Origin of the sequence: Bdellovibrio sp. HCB337 (assembly GCF_047302465.1) — a bacterium.
Lineage (GTDB): Bacteria > Bdellovibrionota > Bdellovibrionia > Bdellovibrionales > Bdellovibrionaceae > JACMRP01.
In genome coordinates this window covers 1,090,736-1,109,482 of record NZ_CP178621.1, presented here as the reverse complement: position 1 = coordinate 1,109,482, position 18,747 = coordinate 1,090,736, and the positions used below count along the sequence as shown (strand labels likewise).

The 18,747-nt window shown below is 45.9% G+C and carries 19 protein-coding genes; 3 read left to right on the top strand and 16 right to left on the bottom strand.

Going from position 1 to position 18,747, the window contains the following annotated elements; translation table 11 throughout:
• Position 1: 1 nt before the first annotated feature.
• From ACLWBB_RS05420 to ACLWBB_RS05370, 11 genes are all read right to left on the bottom strand, one after another.
• Entirely contained in the window at positions 2–802 is an 801-nt protein-coding gene (locus tag ACLWBB_RS05420; protein WP_413290557.1) for a hypothetical protein, read from the bottom strand.
• Between the two features lie 92 nt (positions 803–894).
• Positions 895–1,674 carry a hypothetical protein gene (locus ACLWBB_RS05415; protein ID WP_413290556.1) on the bottom strand — a complete coding sequence of 260 codons (780 nt, stop codon included), beginning with the start codon at positions 1,672–1,674 and terminating at the stop codon, positions 895–897.
• 314 nt (positions 1,675–1,988) lie between these two features.
• Positions 1,989–2,546 (bottom strand): hypothetical protein, encoded by a 558-nt coding sequence (locus tag ACLWBB_RS05410; protein ID WP_413290555.1) that lies wholly within the window; start codon positions 2,544–2,546, stop codon positions 1,989–1,991.
• 41 nt (positions 2,547–2,587) lie between these two features.
• Positions 2,588–4,135, bottom strand: a complete 1,548-nt coding sequence (locus ACLWBB_RS05405; protein WP_413290554.1) for a DUF1254 domain-containing protein — start codon at positions 4,133–4,135, stop codon at positions 2,588–2,590.
• A 170-nt stretch (positions 4,136–4,305) separates the two neighbouring features.
• Complete coding sequence (gene hutH / locus ACLWBB_RS05400) at positions 4,306–5,847, bottom strand: histidine ammonia-lyase (protein WP_413290553.1); 1,542 nt, start codon at positions 5,845–5,847, stop codon at positions 4,306–4,308.
• 62 nt (positions 5,848–5,909) lie between these two features.
• Positions 5,910–6,569: a hypothetical protein gene (locus ACLWBB_RS05395; RefSeq protein ID WP_413290552.1), complete on the bottom strand. Its 660-nt coding sequence runs from the start codon at positions 6,567–6,569 to the stop codon at positions 5,910–5,912.
• A 1-nt stretch (position 6,570) separates the two neighbouring features.
• Positions 6,571–6,861, bottom strand: coding sequence for a hypothetical protein (locus ACLWBB_RS05390; protein WP_413290551.1), 291 nt, complete (start codon positions 6,859–6,861; stop codon positions 6,571–6,573).
• A gap of 9 nt (positions 6,862–6,870) precedes the next feature.
• On the bottom strand, positions 6,871–7,650 hold the full coding sequence (locus ACLWBB_RS05385; RefSeq protein ID WP_413290550.1) for a hypothetical protein: 780 nt from the start codon (positions 7,648–7,650) through the stop codon (positions 6,871–6,873).
• Between the two features lie 15 nt (positions 7,651–7,665).
• Positions 7,666–8,682, bottom strand: a complete 1,017-nt coding sequence (locus tag ACLWBB_RS05380; protein WP_413290549.1) for a hypothetical protein — start codon at positions 8,680–8,682, stop codon at positions 7,666–7,668.
• A 147-nt stretch (positions 8,683–8,829) separates the two neighbouring features.
• Positions 8,830–9,630: an MOSC domain-containing protein gene (locus tag ACLWBB_RS05375; RefSeq protein WP_413290548.1), complete on the bottom strand. Its 801-nt coding sequence runs from the start codon at positions 9,628–9,630 to the stop codon at positions 8,830–8,832.
• Complete coding sequence (locus ACLWBB_RS05370; RefSeq protein WP_413290547.1) at positions 9,627–11,024, bottom strand: DEAD/DEAH box helicase; 1,398 nt, start codon at positions 11,022–11,024, stop codon at positions 9,627–9,629. The genes ACLWBB_RS05375 and ACLWBB_RS05370 overlap by 4 nt, the downstream gene beginning before the upstream one ends.
• Before the next feature lie 65 nt (positions 11,025–11,089).
• Here ACLWBB_RS05370 and ACLWBB_RS05365 point away from each other — a divergent pair, with 65 nt between their 5' ends.
• A complete protein-coding gene (locus ACLWBB_RS05365) occupies positions 11,090–11,644 on the top strand; it encodes a hypothetical protein (protein ID WP_413290546.1) in 555 nt (184 codons plus the stop codon).
• A complete protein-coding gene (locus tag ACLWBB_RS05360) occupies positions 11,641–13,059 on the top strand; it encodes a hypothetical protein (protein WP_413290545.1) in 1,419 nt (472 codons plus the stop codon). Before ACLWBB_RS05365 ends, ACLWBB_RS05360 begins: the two co-directional genes overlap by 4 nt.
• Positions 13,060–13,062: 3 nt before the next feature.
• On the opposite strand, the gene ACLWBB_RS05355 is transcribed toward ACLWBB_RS05360, so the two are convergent.
• From ACLWBB_RS05355 to lptG, 5 genes are all read right to left on the bottom strand, one after another.
• Positions 13,063–14,007: an endonuclease/exonuclease/phosphatase family protein gene (locus tag ACLWBB_RS05355; protein ID WP_413290544.1), complete on the bottom strand. Its 945-nt coding sequence runs from the start codon at positions 14,005–14,007 to the stop codon at positions 13,063–13,065.
• Positions 14,008–14,089: 82 nt separating this feature from the next.
• On the bottom strand, positions 14,090–14,719 hold the full coding sequence (gene rpe, locus ACLWBB_RS05350; RefSeq protein WP_413291588.1) for a ribulose-phosphate 3-epimerase: 630 nt from the start codon (positions 14,717–14,719) through the stop codon (positions 14,090–14,092).
• A 1-nt stretch (position 14,720) separates the two neighbouring features.
• Positions 14,721–15,671, bottom strand: coding sequence for a methionyl-tRNA formyltransferase (gene fmt, locus ACLWBB_RS05345; RefSeq protein ID WP_413290543.1), 951 nt, complete (start codon positions 15,669–15,671; stop codon positions 14,721–14,723).
• Entirely contained in the window at positions 15,668–16,270 is a 603-nt protein-coding gene (gene def, locus ACLWBB_RS05340; RefSeq protein ID WP_413290542.1) for a peptide deformylase, read from the bottom strand. Before def ends, fmt begins: the two co-directional genes overlap by 4 nt.
• A gap of 98 nt (positions 16,271–16,368) precedes the next feature.
• Positions 16,369–17,448, bottom strand: a complete 1,080-nt coding sequence (gene lptG, locus ACLWBB_RS05335) for an LPS export ABC transporter permease LptG (RefSeq protein ID WP_413290541.1) — start codon at positions 17,446–17,448, stop codon at positions 16,369–16,371.
• Between the two features lie 48 nt (positions 17,449–17,496).
• On the opposite strand from lptG, the gene ACLWBB_RS05330 reads away from it, so the two are divergent.
• Positions 17,497–18,693 carry a response regulator gene (locus tag ACLWBB_RS05330; RefSeq protein ID WP_413290540.1) on the top strand — a complete coding sequence of 399 codons (1,197 nt, stop codon included), beginning with the start codon at positions 17,497–17,499 and terminating at the stop codon, positions 18,691–18,693.
• Positions 18,694–18,747: the final 54 nt, after the last annotated feature.

Genomic DNA, 18,747 nt, shown 5'->3' with positions numbered 1-18,747 from the left:
CCTAGCATTTCCCGCTTGTTGCCAGGGTCGAGAGTTGATTCAGTAAATTTAAAAGTTCCGTTTGAGAAGCACCTTTTCTTACCCAATCTGCTGCTTTGTCTTTGATCTCTTTAATCTGTGAAAGAATTTTCTTTTTCCCAGCATTTACTTTAATCAAATACTCTAAGTATGAAACTTCTTTCTGCAGTTCTCGTTTCTGAGATGAAGCACGTAGTACGTTCTTAAAGGCCAAATATGACAAGTCCGAAACAGCATCATAAAGATCACCAGCTACCCCTACACACACAGGAACAGTTGGCTCAGATACAAATGTGAAATCATCAACTCCAAATGTAGCCCCACCATCATGGATTTGGACTCTAACTATAGGATTGGTATTCGAAGTCACCGACAATAGTGTATTGTTCGGAGCATTGGCACCAAGAACGGACTGACCTACTTGATTTCCCGCTGAATCAAATGCGAAGATCCCTGTTCCTTGTACGCCAGATACATAGGCCGAAACGGTTCTAATATTCCCGGTCACAGTAGAATTAAATGCGAACTCCATCAGGCCTTCAGGTGCGAAAGCCAAATTTGCCCCAGAATGAGACGGCCATGGAGCAAACTCTAAAATCGTCGCCCCCGCCGCCGTAACGCCCACTCCTTGATATTGGGTAGTCAGGTTACTGCCTGCCGACACATCGTCGAATGTAAGTACTCTCGTTGTCTGAGCGCCAGCTCCGGCTGTCACAACAAGACCTGCCATTAAAATGATTGTGAAATAGATTTTTTTAAAAAGGTTATCAATCTGAGACATCATTATTCTTCCCCCACCTTGGAGAAAGAATAATGACTAAATAGGATTATATAAAGTTTTTTACTGGGACCAGGACTTCTTCGAAAGGTCGTGCCCTAGCACTGACCTGCTTTAGTCGACGCAATTAGCTGATTAATGATGTTCATAATTTGTGTTTTCTGAGTAGACGACTTAAGAGCAGCATCTACGGACGCCTTTATCAAAGTAAGCTGAGCCAGTAGCTGCTTGTTCGATACATCTGAAAGTAATGCTTGGTCTAAGCAGGATAGCTGTTTAAGAATCGCTGCCTTCACTACAGAGACTGTTTTTGCGGTCTTATAAGCGCTGCTTGGTAATGCATTAATTAGACTATATAGATTGCGATTAGAGGCAACACACATAGGAATAGATGGTTCCGAGACAAAGGTAAAGTCGTCGACCCCAAAGGTAGCTCCACCGTCATGAATCTGCACTCTTGCAATTGGGTTAGTGCTCGAGGTCACAGACAAAAGTACATTGGCACCATTTGCCGATAACACTGATTGGCCTACCTGGTTGCCTGCCGAATCGTATGCGAAGATTCCGGTGCCTGGAACACCAGATACATAGGCCGAAACAGTTCTGATATTGCCCGTAATAGATGAATTAAATGCGAACTCCATCAGGCCTTCTGGTGCGAAGGCCAAATTTGCCCCAGATTTAGGCAGCCAAGGCGCAAAATCCAAAATCGTTGCGCCTGCGGCCGTAACGCCCACACTTTGATATTGAGTTGTAAGGCTACTGCCCGCAGCTATGTCGTCAAAGGTTAAGACCCTGGTTGTTTGCGCGTAGGTCGCTGCTGCTGTCAGAGTTGCTAGTACAAAAAGTGATACATTCAGAAAGATGCTTGTCTTCATGGATTGTTTCCCCCGTGAAAAAAGAATATCGCAGGTAATCCAAAATCAATGAGCACTTTTTCTGAAGTGAGTCTCTTCAATACAGTAGTTTTTGTTGAGGACATAGTCGTGTGATTAGACTCACATGCTCCCGTAAAAACTTTAGACATGAATTTTGAAAATTTCGAGAGAGGAAGCTCTATAAGTTATCAATATGAAACCACTTCAAGCGTGTTTCTCAAGAAGAGACTAACACCAAAATGGGCAGATTTTGCGTGACCAAACTCTCAACATCGAAGAAATCACGCTGACTATTATATGGATAGCGGACTAATTTAGAATTTTTTCGGGAAGGAAGCGAACTTCAAAGTCGCTGATTTGCAATCAGAGAGTTCTTTTTTCAGATCCATCAGAACATAACTCAGGATGTACTCATCTTGTGCTCTGTATTCGAACTCTTCAACGCTGTCTTTAAGGACATCGATGATACTGCGCTTGCCTTGTTTTACTTCCTGCCAAAAAATACGCGCAGTCACTGTACGATTCGCGTCTTTAGTACATTCCTTCAAAAGAAGTCGCACCTGGGCTAGTGAAAAAAACAAGCTGCCGTTATCGCCAGGTGCATATTTAAAACTGTAAACTGCACGATCCGCATCGCCGAATTCAATATCCATGACATTCAAAAACTCGGACTCTACCTGGGTGGGCTTTTGCAATTGCAAAGCTGCCACTTTTTCCACCAACTTTGCTGGTGTTGGATCCGGTTTTTGGGATCCATTGTCAGGTTTTTGCCCATTCGTGCCCGTACGAGCCGTCATGGGTTTTTCTCCGTTATTACAAGCTGTTAAACCAAGTAAAACCCATGCGATGAGGATCAATGCTTTAATATTCATGTCTTTATGAGACTTTTCGCCTCGCTTTTTGGCAAGAGTTTTTATCTCTTAGAGAGCCTTCTAGCCATTTTTTTCGTCAAGCGTTGAGGCGGATGAACCCTTTGAATGCCTGGCACTCTCCACTCCCCGTCCAAAATCGCCTGCTTCGGCCAATACAGGCGCATCATCACGTTGAAATCCCCACGTGGTGATGGCAACCAATTCGAAACCTTGGACTTTCCGGGGTTGTCTGGCTGAATATAAATCGTCACTGATCCATCTTTATTAGCCTTCAAATTACTACGATCACCCAATGAATAGCGATTCAAAGTGTTTGGCACGAAGTACTGGCGAGCATCGTACATGGTCAAAGACCAAAACGCGTTCACCGGCGGCTTGTTGTTCTTGGCAAAATTGATCGTGTATTTGTTGCTACCATTGAGTTTATTACCCTCAGTATCGACGGTTGCGCGTGGATAAACAGCATCCTCAGCTCTGTTCGCGCCTAAAGCAAGTCGAGCCACTGAGGCACGGGTTTCATAGTCTGTGCCATACTGCCCCCAGTCCGTCGCAAACACCCATCCATTCAACATACGCCCTTGAGGCTGACGCCCTAATTGGTCAACCCGCTTAAGACCATTTTTAACACTGGTATCCAACGAGCGACGAATATCTTCTGGTAATTTTGCATAGTCGACTGTTTGCCCTGGCTTCACACCAATACGAGCTAATCTCTCTACCATAGTGCGATCTCCAGCAGCTGGAGGATTTGCTACCATCAAGTGACTCAGACGACCAAAAAATCTAGCGGCATCCATACCAGCCACATATTGCGGTGGCGGAATACTTCCATCGAAATTTTTATCTTCATAAGCGACCGAGGCCGTTACTGCAGGAGCGGAAACTGAGCGATCAAATCGACTGAGTGGAGTCAATTTGTAACGATTCTGAATAGCATGAACAGTTTCAAAATCTTTTCCACCGGTCGTCGCAGTACGCCCGACGACCCAAACCATGTTTGTCGGCGATTGAATTTTACGCAAGTTTGCAGGAGTCTGCCCTTGCCAATTTGGTCCCACGATCACGAAGTCTCCTTGTGCACTACCGGTTGTTCTTGTTCCCGGGGAAGAGATCACATTCGTCCACGCATCTAGGACCGTCATCATATAATACCTATTACCCGCTGCCGGTAAACTTAACACGACAGGCTCTCTGGAAAGATCCAACCAACCAGATGAGTATAAGGTATCAACATTGGAACTAACGACCCCTGTATTGTTCACATCGGGAAAATTGCGAACATGGTAAAACTCGTTCGGTCCGCTCTTAACCATAAATTCACTATTCGGATTCTGCTGAATATCTCGAGTGGCATCCATCAGCACCAATGGATATCCATAGACAACCGCTTCTTGAACCAAGACATCTAGCTCTTGCGGTTTTAATTGTGTGAAAAGTTTTTTCTCGGCATCAAGTTGAGCTTGAGCAGCTTCGACTTGTTGTTGCTGAGCCTTGGCCTTTGCTTCGGCTTCTTTTCTTTCTTTCGAAGCACAAGCCCCTAAAGTGACAGCGAGAATGATAGAAGACACTAACAGTGATCTTGAATACATAAAACTCCCCTCTGGAATTCAAAAGACCAGACTGGCAAAACGGCCACTGATCTGTCGTTCAACGACGTTGGCCGAGTCTTATATATTTCTGAGAGGGTTCAATATGTAAGACGACAAAATCCCTTGTTGTGAAACAAAAAGAAAACTGTCGTCACGCAGTTGTCAAAAAACTACCACTCCAAAGGGCCGACCGCTTGTTCAGCGACCTTAATAAGCTCATTTTTGACCATCATGCCTTTGATCGCTTCCACGTCTTTGGCGAAATAACGGTCTTCTTTTGCAAACGGAACTTGCTTACGGATGTGATCAAAAGCCGCTTGCACAGCTGCCGTTGGTTTCAATGGCGCTAGCAAATCCAAAGCTTGGCAGGCAGAAAGCATTTCCATCGCCACAACGTTTTCAGCATTACGAAGAATCTTTTCAAACTTACGAGCTGCGATCGTTCCCATAGAAACGTGGTCTTCTTTTTCAGCCGAAGTTGGGATTGAATCCACACTTGCAGGATGTGCCAAGATCTTATTCTCGCTCACAAGTGATGCTGCCGCCACTTGCACGATCATGTGACCAGAGTTCAAACCTCCGTTCGGAGTCAAGAACGCAGGCAATTCACTCATCACCGGTGAAATCATTTTTGAAATACGGCATTCACAAATGCTGGCCTGAGAAGAAATCGCAATCCCCGCAAAATCCATCGCATGCGCAACCGGCATCCCGTGGAAGTTACCGCAAGAAAGAACCTTGTTATCATCTGCAAACACGAGTGGATTGTCGGTGCTAGAATTCGCTTCAGTCTCAAGAACTTTTACAACATAGCGAAGAGCATCTTTTGCAGCGCCATGAACCGCTGGCATACAACGAAGACTGTAAGCATCTTGCACGCGTGGATCACCGACTGCATGGCTTTCAGAGATTTCGCTCTTTTCGCCCATCAATTTCATCAAGTTACGCGCTGTTTTTGCCTCGCCCGGATGAGGACGAGTCGCACTGATGAGTGGATCAAACGGTTTACGTGAGCCACGAAGACCTTCCAAAGACATAACGCCTGCAAGGTCCGCCATCCACAACAGACGACGCGCTTCCCAAGCGGTGAGCAATCCCAACGCCGTCATTACCTGACAGCCATTGATCATTGAAAGACCTTCTTTAGCTTTAAGTTCTAGTGGCTGGATTTTTTTCTCGGCCAAAACTTTTTGCACAGGAACCACTTGGCCATTTTGCCAAACTTCGCCCTCACCAATCACACCAAGTGCCAAGTGTGACAATGGCGCCAAATCTCCGCTGGCACCGACAGAGCCCTGACACGGAATCACTGGAATGATATCGTTATTCAAAAACTCAAGGACCTTATCAACGACTGTTGGGCGAATGCCGCTATGGCCACGAGCCAAAGCATTGGCACGAAGAACCATCATCGCGCGTGATTGATTTTTCGTGAACGGCTCGCCGATTCCCATCGAGTGAGAACGGATCAAGTTTCTTTGCAGTTGTTCAATTTCAGAATCAGAAATACGGACTGATGAAAAAGCTCCGAAGCCGGTGTTCACGCCATACATCACTTCGCCATTTTTAATGCGACCTTCGATGTAATCGCGGCTTTTTTGCATCAAAGCGCGTGCGGATGGTGCAAGCTCTGCTTTGATTTCAGGGTTATTGGCAATTTCATACAGATTTTCGAGAGTGATGGACTCACCCGTAAGCACTAGTGTTTTCATGCCGGGCAAGCTAACAAAAAAAGCCCCTAAAAGGTATGCCGGACCTCAATAGGGGCTATGCGTTAATACATCAAACGACGGATCAAACGCGGATGACGAGCCAATTGCCCCCCATCAATACGGACTGCGACCCCATGAGTGATGGTTGCGTCTTTAAAAGTGCCATCCGCCAAACGCAAAACAGCCTGAACTTGGTATTCAAACTGTAAAGTCGTAAACAGCATCTTGCGCTCAATCGCCTTCAAAAAGAAGATACGACCCTTATCAGTCAGAACAAAAGAGCACGCTTGTTCTTGCCCGATCAAACCCGCCGCATGATTGCACTCATTCGAAGTGATCAGTTCCGGCAAAGCCCCGTTCAGCGCCAACGAAGAACCAATAAACGGAAGTCCGCTAAACTCGGCCAAAGGATCTTTTGCAAGAATCTCGGCTTTAGCTACATCCAACTCTTCGCGCGTATACGCCGGCACCAAAGTCATTGCTATCACACCGACCTTGTAAATCAGATTGCGGCGATATTCCGCATAAGAAAAATGCGGAGTGCCTTTCTTATTGGTAGCAATCATCACCACATTCGGAGCCACATAATATCTGTGTGGATCTGCATGATCCGGGTAAATGGTCATAACTCCGCTATTTGCGACGTTTTCATTCATCACTGGAATTGCTTGTGCGACTGTAGTCAGTAACAAGCTAGAAACAACAATTAACAACTTTTTCATTTTATTTTCTCCCTACCTTACAAAGGAAATCACCGCATTCAAGACTGAGTCTTTCATCCAACTGTTTTATCGCCGCTACTGGTGGACAGGATTGAGAATCCGCCCCAATAGCTTCTGCAACTGTCGTCATCAAATGTGTACGAAGCGGAACTGGATTCTCGCCACCCAGAGCGTGTTTTACTGAAATTTTAGCAGCAACAAGTTGGCATGTATAATATGGCTCTTGCTCGATAGGTTCTTTCGGCGAACCACAGGCTGTAAGAACCAGAAATACCAAAATCAGCTTTTTCATCGGTAACTCCTAATTGATTTTTAAACGCAGCTTTGGAACCAATTCATATTTTGCATCTACCCACTGACTGGTTGAGTATCTTGCAGTGATCTCGATCGGAGACTCTTTCGGCTGAAGCTCTAACGCCATCAACTCTTTAAAAGAAGTCACCTTTGCCGGAGACAGATCGAAACAGCCTTCGATAATGGATCTCTTATAGTCAGTCAGAGTCTCTGCACGCACGATCCCTGATGGCTTTTTAAGATTAAATAACGCTACTACCAAGTCATCAAAACGCTTCACACGCATTTCTTTACAAACTGTAGAGCTTGAGTACTTTTCAAGAACTCTGATCGCCTGATACCCAGAAGATACCGGAATCGCAAGCTTCACCAAATCCGTCGCGCTTGCAGAAAGTGTTTTTAATTTTGCTACTTGAGCAGGCTTTAGAAGCGTTTGAAAATTCAAGTACGGTCCCATTTGACCTTGCTTTACTTGAGTTTCTTCAGAAAGACCGATTTCTGGAATGCTTACAAGCAAACTGCTGCTTGCGTGCTGAGCTGTCAGCACACGCAAAGCATAACCTGGGTACGTGCGCTTAAGATTTTCTTCTTCGCTCTTCACCGCAGCACTGTCATAGCTTAAAGACAAAGAGAACATGCCGCCTTCACTATCAAGATCCGTGACTTCCACATCCAAAACGACGTCCGGAGTGTAAAATACCGTACGCTCGTCTTTATTCACTTCAATCACATGAGCCAAAGCGATTTGGCTTACAAACAAAGATGCTAAAACAAAATATTTCTTCATAAATTTTCCTTTCAATTAGTCCGCAGAGATCACAAGGCGATCGCGGTAAGGTTCCAGATCTTTAATCATAATGTTGGTACAGAAATCGCGCTCTACAAGGTCACGACGTTTCCAAGTCCAAGTTTCTGTTTGCAGTTCTTCTTTACGAACATATCCACCGCCAAAGCGGAACAGACGATTCGCTGGAGCTGCCACTGTAATAGGAGTTGCTGACAACTCTGGAACAAACAAACGCGCCGTCAAAGTTTCAGAAATTGTGCGGATGTATTCCCAGTCTTTTGCATCGCCACCATTCATTTCGATAATGATGCTTCTCTCTGCGACGAGTTTTTCAACAACAGCTTGAATGCTCCAACTGAACCATCCCCAACCGCCAGAGTGCGAAGTTTGGAAGTATTCATAGACGCGATCCATTTTCGCAGTGATTTTGGCGTCCATATTAGGGCCATAACCTTGAACTTTGTAACAGTAGTCCATTTTTAAGAGTGCACTGCTGCTAGATTTCGTTAACAACGCTTTGAAAGCCTTTGCTCCGGTACCAGTTAGAACTGCATTCACGCCGATTTCATCTTCGGCACGGCCTCCGTGAAGGGCGAAGTTAAACTCTGTGAATAGACCTGACAAAGGTTGTTGATTCGTGGCTGTTGTTTGCAATCCCACTGAAGAAGACATCACAGGAAGGACTGCGACTTCGATTGTTGGATTTGTCGCCATGAAGTTCTCTAGATCTTTTTTCTGAGCTTCATCCGATGACAAGTGAGTTGTCATCGTCATGTACGCTCCACCAGTTGCTGGATTGTCCAATCCCCAGTAGACGAAATTGAAAAGTGGAACTTTATTATTATCGATCGAAAAACGTGTCGAGTTTGGGAAGTAATAGACTTTGTTTGGATCCGCATGATCGCGGTAAAGGGTCACGTTGCCGCTAACTTTGATGCTGCCGGCAGTTTCGCCAAGAAGAGGCACAGCATGTGCTGAATTCGCCAGCCAAGAACTCATTATGAGTCCCAAAAATAGCTTGTTGAGTTTCATTGTTTTCTCCTAAATGTCCGGTTGGTTTGATGGACAGGAGATACAATATGCAAGCAATGCCAATGATAGCGCGGCGCTCATGTCGTGTATATGAGCGCTAAGAACAGACGTTCTTAAAGTCTAGAATTGCAGTCTTAAGATTGAGGATTAAAGGACTTCGATTTTGTCCGAAAGGCGGATCACGCCTGAGTTTTCAGGAATCCACATCACACCAAAGTTCACCTTATTGCCGTCACGGCGATAGGTGCTCAGAGTCTTCAGAGGCTCGGCCCCCTCAGACAAACCGGTGTGTTGGTCAATCGTGATGATTTTGCAACGAGCGCACTTTTTTGGCTGAGAGAAAATCACATCACCAATACGAATGCGTGACCAGGTGTCTTCTTCGAAGGCTTCAGTGCCTGCAAAAACGATATTCGCACGGAAGCGATCCATCGCCACAGGTTGCGCCAATTTTGAGTTCAAATCTTCGAGTGATTTTGTATTCGTTAACAAAAGTGGTCTGCTGTCAGAAAAACGCGCTTCAGGTTGCCAATCGCCTTGTCCAAGAGTTGGCATTTTTCTTTGAGAAAAAGGCGCGTAACGCACCAAACGGCAGTTCACGCCCAAATACTGAGACAATGCTTGTGAAAACAAATCGGGCTCTAAAGCCGCGTCGAATTCTTCATCCCACACGTTGATACGTACGCCGCGTTTGAAAGAATTGTTTTTAGGAACAACAAAGAACTGCTTTCCTAAACCAAGGCTTAAACCTTGCTCATTGAGGTGAGTTTGCACGGTCGCCAATTTTGGCAGAGTTCTTTGCGTAATGAAAGTCCCCTGCTCGTCGATCAACATCCACTGGCGATCGCCCTCTGGTCCTTCCGAAGTAATATTTAACTCTTTCAAAGTCTGCCCTTGGCAAGACTTCACAGGATAAATATTTAGCTCCTGAACGGATCCATGGCTCATTTTTTAGGTCCTTGCTTGCGAGGTCCCCCCGCATGAGATTTTTTCGGGCCACCTTTATGGGCACCGCCACCTTGACCACCAGGCTTACCGCCTTGGCCACCACCTTGTCCTCCGCCGCCGCCTTTGTTTTTACTGAAACCGCCGAAGCGTTTTCTGCGTGCGTGGAAGCCCGGTTTTCTTGGTCCATAGCTATCTTGAGTTTTCTCGATCATCGCTTTAGCTTTCCCAACACTCATGACAGAAGCTTTTGCAGCTCCATCGAAGTGGTACGGATGATCCTCAATGACGGTGATTTTTTGACGAGTCGTCTTTTCAATCGCGTATAAGTAAGACTTTTCTTCAGCGGTACAGAACGCAATCGATTTACCTTCGGCGCCCGCACGAGCCGTACGACCGATACGGTGAACATAGCTGTCTGGCTGATGTGGAAGTTCGAAGTTAATCACGTGAGTGATCCCGTCGATATCCAAACCACGAGCCGCGATATCCGTCGCAACTAAAACGCGAATTTTGTGATTACGGAAATCCTCGAGCGCTCTTTGACGAGCCCCTTGGGATTTATTGCCATGAATACCAGCGGCCGGGATGCCCGCTTTCGTGAGCTTATCCACGATGCGGTTTGCCCCGTGTTTCATTTGCATGAAAACCAAAACTTTGAACAGGTCATTGCTTTCAAGAAGGTGCAATAGCAAATCAAGTTTTTTGCTTTTCTCTACGAACATGACACTTTGTTCGATCTTTTCAGCGGTAGTCGCCTGAGGAGTTACTTCGACTCTCTTAGGCTCGTGCAAAATGCGGGTTGCAAGTTCTGAAACTTCGCGAGGCATCGTTGCAGAGAAGAACAAGTTATGACGTTTTTTAGGAAGCAGAGGCAAAATGCGTTTGATATCGTGGATGAAACCCATATCCAACATACGGTCCGCTTCATCCAAAACGAAAACTTCCACTTTGTCCAAGCGAAGGTGTTTTTGACCGAAGAGGTCCATCAAACGTCCCGGAGTCGCAACGAGAACGTCTACGCCTCCGGCCATATCGCGTACTTGATTCCCCTGGCCGACACCGCCATACATCACGGCGTGTTTCAGTTTCAGGTGGGTGCTATAAGCCACCAGGTTTTGGTGAATTTGGATCGCAAGTTCACGAGTCGGAGTCAAAATCAGAGCGCGAGCGCATTTTGGCTCGCGACGGATGTGATTTTTTGCCAGGTTTTGCAGGATCGGCAGGCAAAACGCCGCTGTTTTTCCTGTTCCCGTTTGGGCCACGCCCAAAAGATCATGGCCATCCAAGATCAGCGGAATCGCCTGTGCTTGAATTGGCGTTGGGTTTTCGTATCCAGCCTCTTTGAGAGACATTTGAATCGGGGCAACTAAGGGAAGATCGGTGAATTTTGTCATTGAAACACTTGTAACAATTGCAAGCCTGGTGTTCAAGGAAGAACCATCTGTGCTATAGGGACCCGATGAAATTTACTTGGTTTTTTGCCCTGTTAGGGGCGCTCGCACTCATAGCTCTTCTTGTCCTGCTGGAACTGGGAATCCTCCAGAGTCCATTTGCAGAGACTTCAGCTCCAACGAGCGCTGCGATCGCCTCTGCCACAAGCTCTACAGCTGACGTAGATGCTCTAGCCAAGGCCCAGCCCCCTGTTAAAGACCAAGCTCGCTTTCAAGAGGTTTACACCCTCACTCAACAAGGTTTTATCGCTAAAGAGAAACTAGCTCGTATCGTAAAAACTCCACTACCAACTTTTGAGCAACTCGACAATCCCCACTCTGTTGGTACTTATAAGCTTCGCGACGAAATCGCCCTTCGCGTGACGGCTCTTGAGGCTCTCGACAAACTTGCTGTCGATCACCCGCAAGAGATTCAAAAAATTTTAGAAGACATCGCAAAAACTCAAACAGAACCAACTTTGAAATTTTTGGTGCGCGTAAGCCTGGACGGGATTTATGCCCAACGCCCCGGCAAACTCAGCCGCACTATTGATGCCATGATCACCGAGAAAGAAGAACTATGAAATTTCTGACGCTCTTATTTTTGATTCTGACACCTATTGCTGGCATGGCACAAAGTGCTTCGGACTGCGTTTCTCAGCAAGAGACCGACGATTTCTTTGAATCATTCAAAGTTTTTGAATGGTCTAATTCCAAAAATGATTATCTCCGTGTCACTCGCATCAGCGATCGTTGTGATTCTGCAGCTCTACTTCCTCGCTTGGTAAAAGCCGTGAAATTCATGGACGACTTGAATGCTTCGAAAAATCCGCAGTCGCCGTCTATTGTTGTTCGTGAAGGTGCCGGGAATTATTTTAAGAAACGTATCGCGCGTATTGTGATCGAGGGCAAAGACGCCTTCAACTGTCCTTCAGGAGTTATCGCTTATGTGTATCGCATGGAACAAGACATCATGCACATTTGCACTGAAGGGATCGAAAACTATAATTCACCTTTGATGGTCAGCTCTGTGCTGATTCATGAAGCCCGTCATACAGAGGGTTATACTCACGTTCATTGCACACACGGCATGTATCGAAAATCAGACAACGATGCTTCTGGCAGCGGCAGTTGTGATGATACATTTGAAACCCAAGGCTCTTACGGAGTCGCTACGGGCTTTTTAGCAGAGATTGCTAAATCCTCAACGAATCCTGCACAAAGACAGCAAGCTCGCTCGACGGTCGTGGTCGACATGATTCAGCGTTTTAACAAACTGCCTTTGGAACTCAAAGTCGGCATGGTTGTACAAACCAGCGAAGGCGTTGTTTCATTCTATGACGGGACAAGTCGCCAGAATCTGATTCAAGTCGGCAACGCTGATACTGTGATGACTTCTCGCTTAGATTTGCCAACCTTCTTTGACCCAAGCGGTTTTGTGAAATCCTATGCGTTCTCTAAAACTTTGATTGAAACCCAAGGTGGCTACGCGAAAGATTATGTTACATCTTACACACCTGCAGAAAGAAACAGCTTGAAGGATGCGTACTATGGAATTCTTCATGACTATAGCTGTTTGCTGTTTGATCAAAAACTTCGTTGCGGTGACAACTTTGCATCAGCTCCTGATATCGACGTGTCTTTGCGTGATATTCGTCCGATTCAGTTCTTGATCTCGGATAAATCCAAATACGTAAACAATGAAGTCCTCTACATCAGTGCGGAAGATGGATACTTATATCCACTTCCTGCGAAGTGGGCGGACTTTAAAGCATGGGCTGCGACTGGCAAGCTGACCCCAAGCTCTAAGGCATTTAATTGGAAAAGCCTTGTCAGCTTCGATCAAGGTCAAACCGAGTTTGCAGTCGATCTCAAAGGCAACCTCGAGTACAAATCTTCGAACGGCTTTTTCTGGAGAAACGTAAAACCGTATAATGACGACCAGATCCAAAAAGTGATCTCGCCGTTCTTTTGGTCTAAAAAGCTAGAAGAAATCTAAGATTTATTTTTCGATCTGGACAACACACTTCACAGGCAAGTGATCCGAACCCAGATCCTCAAGGCGTTCTCGTTCGACCAGGCTAAAGCTGTTAGAGACTAAGCACTGGTCGATTCGGATTCCTAAGAATGTCCAAATATTCAACAAAGCCGAGGGCCACGTGTGGGCCCAAGGCGAAATTCCCGCGGTATCCCTCAGATTGGTTTGCTTCACAAGTTTCGTAAAACGATGCGATCTTGCCGTGGTGTTTAGATCCCCGACAACTACAGCTGGAAATTTCTTTTGCTGATTTTTCTCTGCAAGCTCTCCAAGAATCACTTCGTGTGCTTCCGCTAATTGCGGCGCAAACGGTGGTGGGGCGTGCATCGCGAAGAGCAGGAACTCATCACCTGATGGCATTTTGATTTGCAATTCATATTGAGGATAGAAGTTTCCTTCAGCTTGGAATTCGCGGGTATTCGTGATCTCCCAGCGGCTTAAAACGGCGATCCCAAACGGGCTGTTTTCTAAATGACTAACTTGATATGGATAATCCGCTTTAAGCTTATCCATCAGCTCTTGAAAGTGCGTGTGCGCTTCTAAAAGTACGACCACATCAAAAGTTCCCGCACGAGTCGGCAACCAATTGTCTAAGATTTTAGAGTTGCCAGCGGCATTGAAGGAAAAAACTCGTACGCGCGCACTTTCTTTCGGAAGTTTTACCATTGGCGCACGGTTCAACACGGTCGCGCCAAGCTCCAAAGTCACAATGGCAATCAACAAGCCTGTTAGATAAATACGGAATTTGTTTTTTTGGTAAATATAAAAAACTAAAAGAACAACCAGCCCAAACCAGTATTGCAAATAGAAATGGCTAAACAGATCCAGCATCCAAAACTTTTCACCCAAAGTTGAAAGAAGGACACCTAGTAAAATGACAGCAAAACAAATATTCGAAAAGGTCTTCATAAGATTATCCTAAAATACTTATTTTAATTCTTTAAGGATTTTATCGCGACCTTCTCGGTCTAAATACTCCAAAACGAACTTATTAAGACTTCAAAGTTTGAATGGCTTTTTTGTAGTCGTGGCGGAAGACATAACTGCCAGCCACAAGAACGTCAGCGTCTTTGCAGAAGCCCACGGTCTTTTCATTGACGCCGCCATCGACTTCGATCAGATATTTCAAGCCGCGACGAGTGCGTTCTTCTTTCAAGAACTTCATTTTTTCAACTTGATCCATCATGAAGCTCTGCCCGCCAAAACCAGGCTCGACCGTCATGACTAGAACCAAATCGACTTCATTCAAGAATGGCAAGATGGAATCTAACGGAGTGCCCGGACGAAGAGTGATTCCCGGTTTTGCTCCAAGTGCTCGGATTTTTCGAAGAACTTCGAGAGGTTTGTCGGTCGACTCTACGTGAATCGTTAGATAGTCACTACCCGCTTTGATAAAACCCTCAATAAAGCGCTCGGGCTTTTCAATCATCAAGTGAACATCGAGTGGCAAGGGACTTACTTTTTTTAAGGATTCAACAACAGGAATACCAATCGTCAGATTCGGCACGAAATGACCGTCCATCACATCAACGTGAACCCAGTCTGCTCCGGCAGTGGCAATGTCTTTGAGTTCTCGTTCAAGGTTGGCAAAATCCGCAGACAAAATACTTGGCGCAATCAGCTTAGACACCGAATCGATCTCCTACTTTGAGGGGGTGACCTTTTAAGAAATCACTCACCTTCATACGATTGCGCGATTCGGGCTGAAGTTCCAGCAAATTCAAAACACCGCCGCCGCACTGAACTGCGACAAATTCCTCGTTCACATCGACAACAACACCAGCATCGGGGTGAGCTCCCGCTTTTTCGCTGACTTGTGTGCGATGAACCTTCACTTTCTTGCCACCCAGGGTGGTGAAAGTGCCAGGGCCCATTGTCAAAGCGCGGACTTTGTTATGAATCTCTACCGCAGGCAGCATCCATTTGATTTCGCCTTCGGCCTTTTCGATTTTATGAGCATAAGTGACTTGCGCTTCATCCTGAGGATGTGGCGCCAAGTTGCCACGGATATAATCCATCAATTCAACACGCAAAAGATCCGCACCCAAAACTGCTAACTTGTCGTGCAATTCCATCGCAGTGATCTCATCATCTAAAGGCACGCGGCGAATCCCGATGATGTCACCTGCATCAAGCTTCTTCACCATTTTCTGAAGAGCGACGCCAGATTCTTTATCGCCAGCTTCAATTCCGCGCTGAATAGGAGCCGCCCCACGCCAGCGTGGCAATATACTGCCATGCACGTTGACCGCGCCATACGGGAACATATCTAGGAATTCTTGAGTTAAAATCTGACCGAAGGCCACAACGACAGCGACCTCGGCTCCCCAAGAGCGGATCTCTTCAACACGTTGTGGATTTTTTTTGAGGGATTCAGGAGTGATGACATGCAGGCCATGATTCATCGCCAGCATTTTCACAGGACTTGGAGTGAGTTGCATCTTGCGACCCGCCGGACGATCCGGCTGAGTCACGACGCCAACGATTTCAAAGTGATCGTCGGCGATCAGAGCTTTCAGTGAAGTCACTGCAAACTCGGGAGTACCAAGAAAACAGACACGGACCTTACTCACGCCTTAACGCTTTCTGTTTCTTCTTCTTCGACTTCCTCTTCTTCTTTTTTCACAGGATAGCCGTATTTCTTGATTTGATTTTTGATTTTATTGCTCTTGATGAAGCTCAAGTGATCGATGAACAAAGTTCCTTCCAAGTGATCCATCTCGTGCTGCATGCAGATCGCAAGCAAACCATCAGACTTCACAAGGATCTCTTCACCTTTTTCATTCAAAGCTTTGATTTCAACGTATTCGTAGCGCTCAACAGTTTCATAGTAACCAGGAACGCTCAGGCAACCTTCGTCAAAAGTCGTTTTGCCTTCACCTTTAACAATCACTGGATTGATCAAAACCAAAGGTTGCGTCACGGCTTTTTCTAACTCTGTCATTTCATCGTACTTGTAACGACGGCCTTCTTTATCACGAGGACGAGTGTCGATCACAAGCATACGGATGATTTCGCCCACCTGAGGAGCCGCAAGACCGATACCGTTTGCAGCGTACATTGTTTCAATCATGTCCTTGGCAAGCTTCGCGTGTTTTTCTGTCACCTTATCAACAGGTTTAGAAACTTCACGCAAACGAGGATCTGGGAATTTTAAAATTTCGAGAATCATAGTGACCTCATTGAGTCATAAGAACTCAGTCATCAACACAGAGATATAATACACCATTTTGCACTGCAAAACAGCCTGTAAATAGCGGTAATATCTCATTATCTTTTGAGGCGCAACATAAAGAAATAGGCCAAACCACCCATCAATAGGTTAGGCGCCCAAGCTGCAATAATAGGGTTAAAATGACCATGGGTCCCCAGGGTTAAAGACGAACTGAGTAGGATCCAATAGCCAAACACCAATAGGATCACAATCCCCACATTCATCATGGTGCCCCCAGAACGGGCTTTCCCCACGCTGAACGGGATACCCAAAAGACACATGACCAAACCCGCTAATGCAAAGCTATATTTAGAGTGGTAATCGACCTCGTAACGAATGGTATCCAAACCCGCTTCCTTATTGCGCTCGATAAAACGATGCAACTCGGTTTGGCTCAGAGTATCCGAGGTTTGCCCGGTACTTTGCAGGTCTTTGGCGTCCTCGCCCATCGCGATTTTTTTGGTCTTAAACTGACTGGTCAGAGGAAAGCTTGAGTTTCCGGTAAACAGGGTGACGGAACCATCAAGCAGGTTCCAAGTAGAGCCTCGAAGTTCTACTTTGTCGGCCGTGATCATCTGCAAAAGATCCCACTCGGGGCTAAAGAAGTACAACGTCAAACTCTGAGCCGTGTCCCCCGCTGCACTCAAAGTTTTGATATTGAAAATCGCATTCTTCGAGCGGTACCAAATCTTATTGGTCTTGACCGTCGAATAAAGCGAAGGGTTCTTTTTAATTTCATTGTAGAAAATGTAGTTCTTTTGCCGAGCCATCGCGGGTCCCATGCGGTCCATCGCAATAAAGCCCGTGACTGAAATCACAAGTACCCAAAAGAGCAAGGGTAAGGTGATTCGGAAAAGACTCATTCCTGCCGCAAACAACGCCACTAACTCATTGGCCTTATTCATGGTTGAGATGGTCAAAATCGTCGCCAACAAACAAGCCACTGGTAAAAGCTTATTAAAAATTTCTGGCAGGTAATAAACGTAAAAACGCAGCAGAACCCCAAGATCAAGTCCCTTATAACTCACCATAGTGGACATGGCGTCGACCGCCAAAAAGATGGTGACGAAAACGAGGCTACCGCCAATAAAAGAAAGCCAGAATAAGCCCGAGACATAACGATCGATACGATTCATAAAACTATTATTGTTGACTCAAGCTGAAATTCCTACTTTACTTTCTTTATGGCTTTACGCGTCTTACTAGCTGATGAAAGTTCCACCATTAAACGAGTTATGCAATTGGCCCTCCAAGATTTTGGAGTGGAGGTAAAATCCGTTCCGGTGGGGCTTGATGTTTTGCCAGTCACCAAAACTTTCAAACCTGACGTTATTTTTGCCGATGTCCTTTTAGCCAAACGAAATGGTTACGAAGTCTGCGCAGAGCTTAAAGCGGATGCAGAAACTCAGAACATTCCCGTCATTTTGATGTGGAGTGGCTTCATGGAAATTGACGATGCGAAGATGAACCAGGCAGGCCCTGATGCCCGTTTGGAAAAACCCTTCGATGCGGAAGCTCTTCGTCAGATGGTTCAGGATTTGGTTCCAAAAACTCAGAACAATCCGATCAGCCCTTATTTACAATTTCCAAAAATGCCCGAGTTTTCAGAGTCTAAAGGCCCTGCGGCCGCGGCACCCAAGGCCTCTATGGCGACACCGCCGCCAGCGGCAAAACCTGCGGGTCGTATTCCTGAATCGGCGCCTGTTAATTTTGACAAATTTGATCCTACTGCTGAAGAAGAAAACATCTTTGACATTCCTGAAGAAGGAACTGTTTCAGGCATCACTCGCACAACTCATGATTTGCCAATGGTCGATGACCCAGAAGCAATTCCTGACGAAGCTATGATTGTGGCGGACGACGAAGAATTCGCTGCCGTTCCTTTGAAATCTTCTCAACAAAAAGACCAACATGAAGATGATGGCTGGCAACAACAGGATTTGAAGAAGTTCAAAATCCAAATGCCACCAGCAGACGCGATTCCTACCGAAGACGACTTCGCGAAAAAGTTTGTCATTCCTCAGGAAGAACTGGCGAATGCCCATGTTGAAGTTGAAGGTGAATTCGAAGAAATTCACTTTGGCGAAGACTTGACGTCGACCCGTTCAAATCCACTTCCGGCTTCTTACAAAGAAGACCTGAGGCGTCTACAAACAGAAGCCGTTGAGAAGGTTCAGACCAAGGCTTCTCCTAAAATCAGCTCTCAAATCAAACCTAGCCAGGCCTCTGGCAATGATACAGAAATGATTGAGCGAGTCATTCGTGAAGAAGCTCGAGAAGTCATTGAAAGCATCTGCTGGAAAGTGATACCAGAGATGGCTGAAAGAATTGTCCGCGAAGAGATCAACAAAATCCTTCGTGACGTCGAAAAATCAAACTAGAAGAAGCTATTTCATAAGGTCAAAGCCAAGGCGTGAGGAGGAAGCTGTACATCT

Excerpts from the sequence above, each read along its gene's own strand:
- ACLWBB_RS05395 (WP_413290552.1), bottom strand. The coding sequence starts at position 6,569 with ATGAAAAAGTTGTTAATTGTTGTTTCTAGCTTGTTACTGACTACAGTC.
- ACLWBB_RS05330 (WP_413290540.1), top strand. The coding sequence starts at position 17,497 with ATGGCTTTACGCGTCTTACTAGCTGATGAAAGTTCCACCATTAAACGA.
- ACLWBB_RS05355 (WP_413290544.1), bottom strand. The coding sequence starts at position 14,007 with ATGAAGACCTTTTCGAATATTTGTTTTGCTGTCATTTTACTAGGTGTC.
- ACLWBB_RS05375 (WP_413290548.1), bottom strand. The coding sequence starts at position 9,630 with ATGAGCCATGGATCCGTTCAGGAGCTAAATATTTATCCTGTGAAGTCT.
- lptG (WP_413290541.1), bottom strand. The coding sequence starts at position 17,448 with ATGAATCGTATCGATCGTTATGTCTCGGGCTTATTCTGGCTTTCTTTT.
- hutH (WP_413290553.1), bottom strand. The coding sequence starts at position 5,847 with ATGAAAACACTAGTGCTTACGGGTGAGTCCATCACTCTCGAAAATCTG.
- ACLWBB_RS05405 (WP_413290554.1), bottom strand. The coding sequence starts at position 4,135 with ATGTATTCAAGATCACTGTTAGTGTCTTCTATCATTCTCGCTGTCACT.
- ACLWBB_RS05360 (WP_413290545.1), top strand. The coding sequence starts at position 11,641 with ATGAAATTTCTGACGCTCTTATTTTTGATTCTGACACCTATTGCTGGC.
- ACLWBB_RS05380 (WP_413290549.1), bottom strand. The coding sequence starts at position 8,682 with ATGAAACTCAACAAGCTATTTTTGGGACTCATAATGAGTTCTTGGCTG.
- def (WP_413290542.1), bottom strand. The coding sequence starts at position 16,270 with ATGATTCTCGAAATTTTAAAATTCCCAGATCCTCGTTTGCGTGAAGTT.
- ACLWBB_RS05420 (WP_413290557.1), bottom strand. The coding sequence starts at position 802 with ATGATGTCTCAGATTGATAACCTTTTTAAAAAAATCTATTTCACAATC.
- ACLWBB_RS05365 (WP_413290546.1), top strand. The coding sequence starts at position 11,090 with ATGAAATTTACTTGGTTTTTTGCCCTGTTAGGGGCGCTCGCACTCATA.
- ACLWBB_RS05410 (WP_413290555.1), bottom strand. The coding sequence starts at position 2,546 with ATGAATATTAAAGCATTGATCCTCATCGCATGGGTTTTACTTGGTTTA.
- ACLWBB_RS05415 (WP_413290556.1), bottom strand. The coding sequence starts at position 1,674 with ATGAAGACAAGCATCTTTCTGAATGTATCACTTTTTGTACTAGCAACT.
- ACLWBB_RS05385 (WP_413290550.1), bottom strand. The coding sequence starts at position 7,650 with ATGAAGAAATATTTTGTTTTAGCATCTTTGTTTGTAAGCCAAATCGCT.
- ACLWBB_RS05370 (WP_413290547.1), bottom strand. The coding sequence starts at position 11,024 with ATGACAAAATTCACCGATCTTCCCTTAGTTGCCCCGATTCAAATGTCT.
- ACLWBB_RS05390 (WP_413290551.1), bottom strand. The coding sequence starts at position 6,861 with ATGAAAAAGCTGATTTTGGTATTTCTGGTTCTTACAGCCTGTGGTTCG.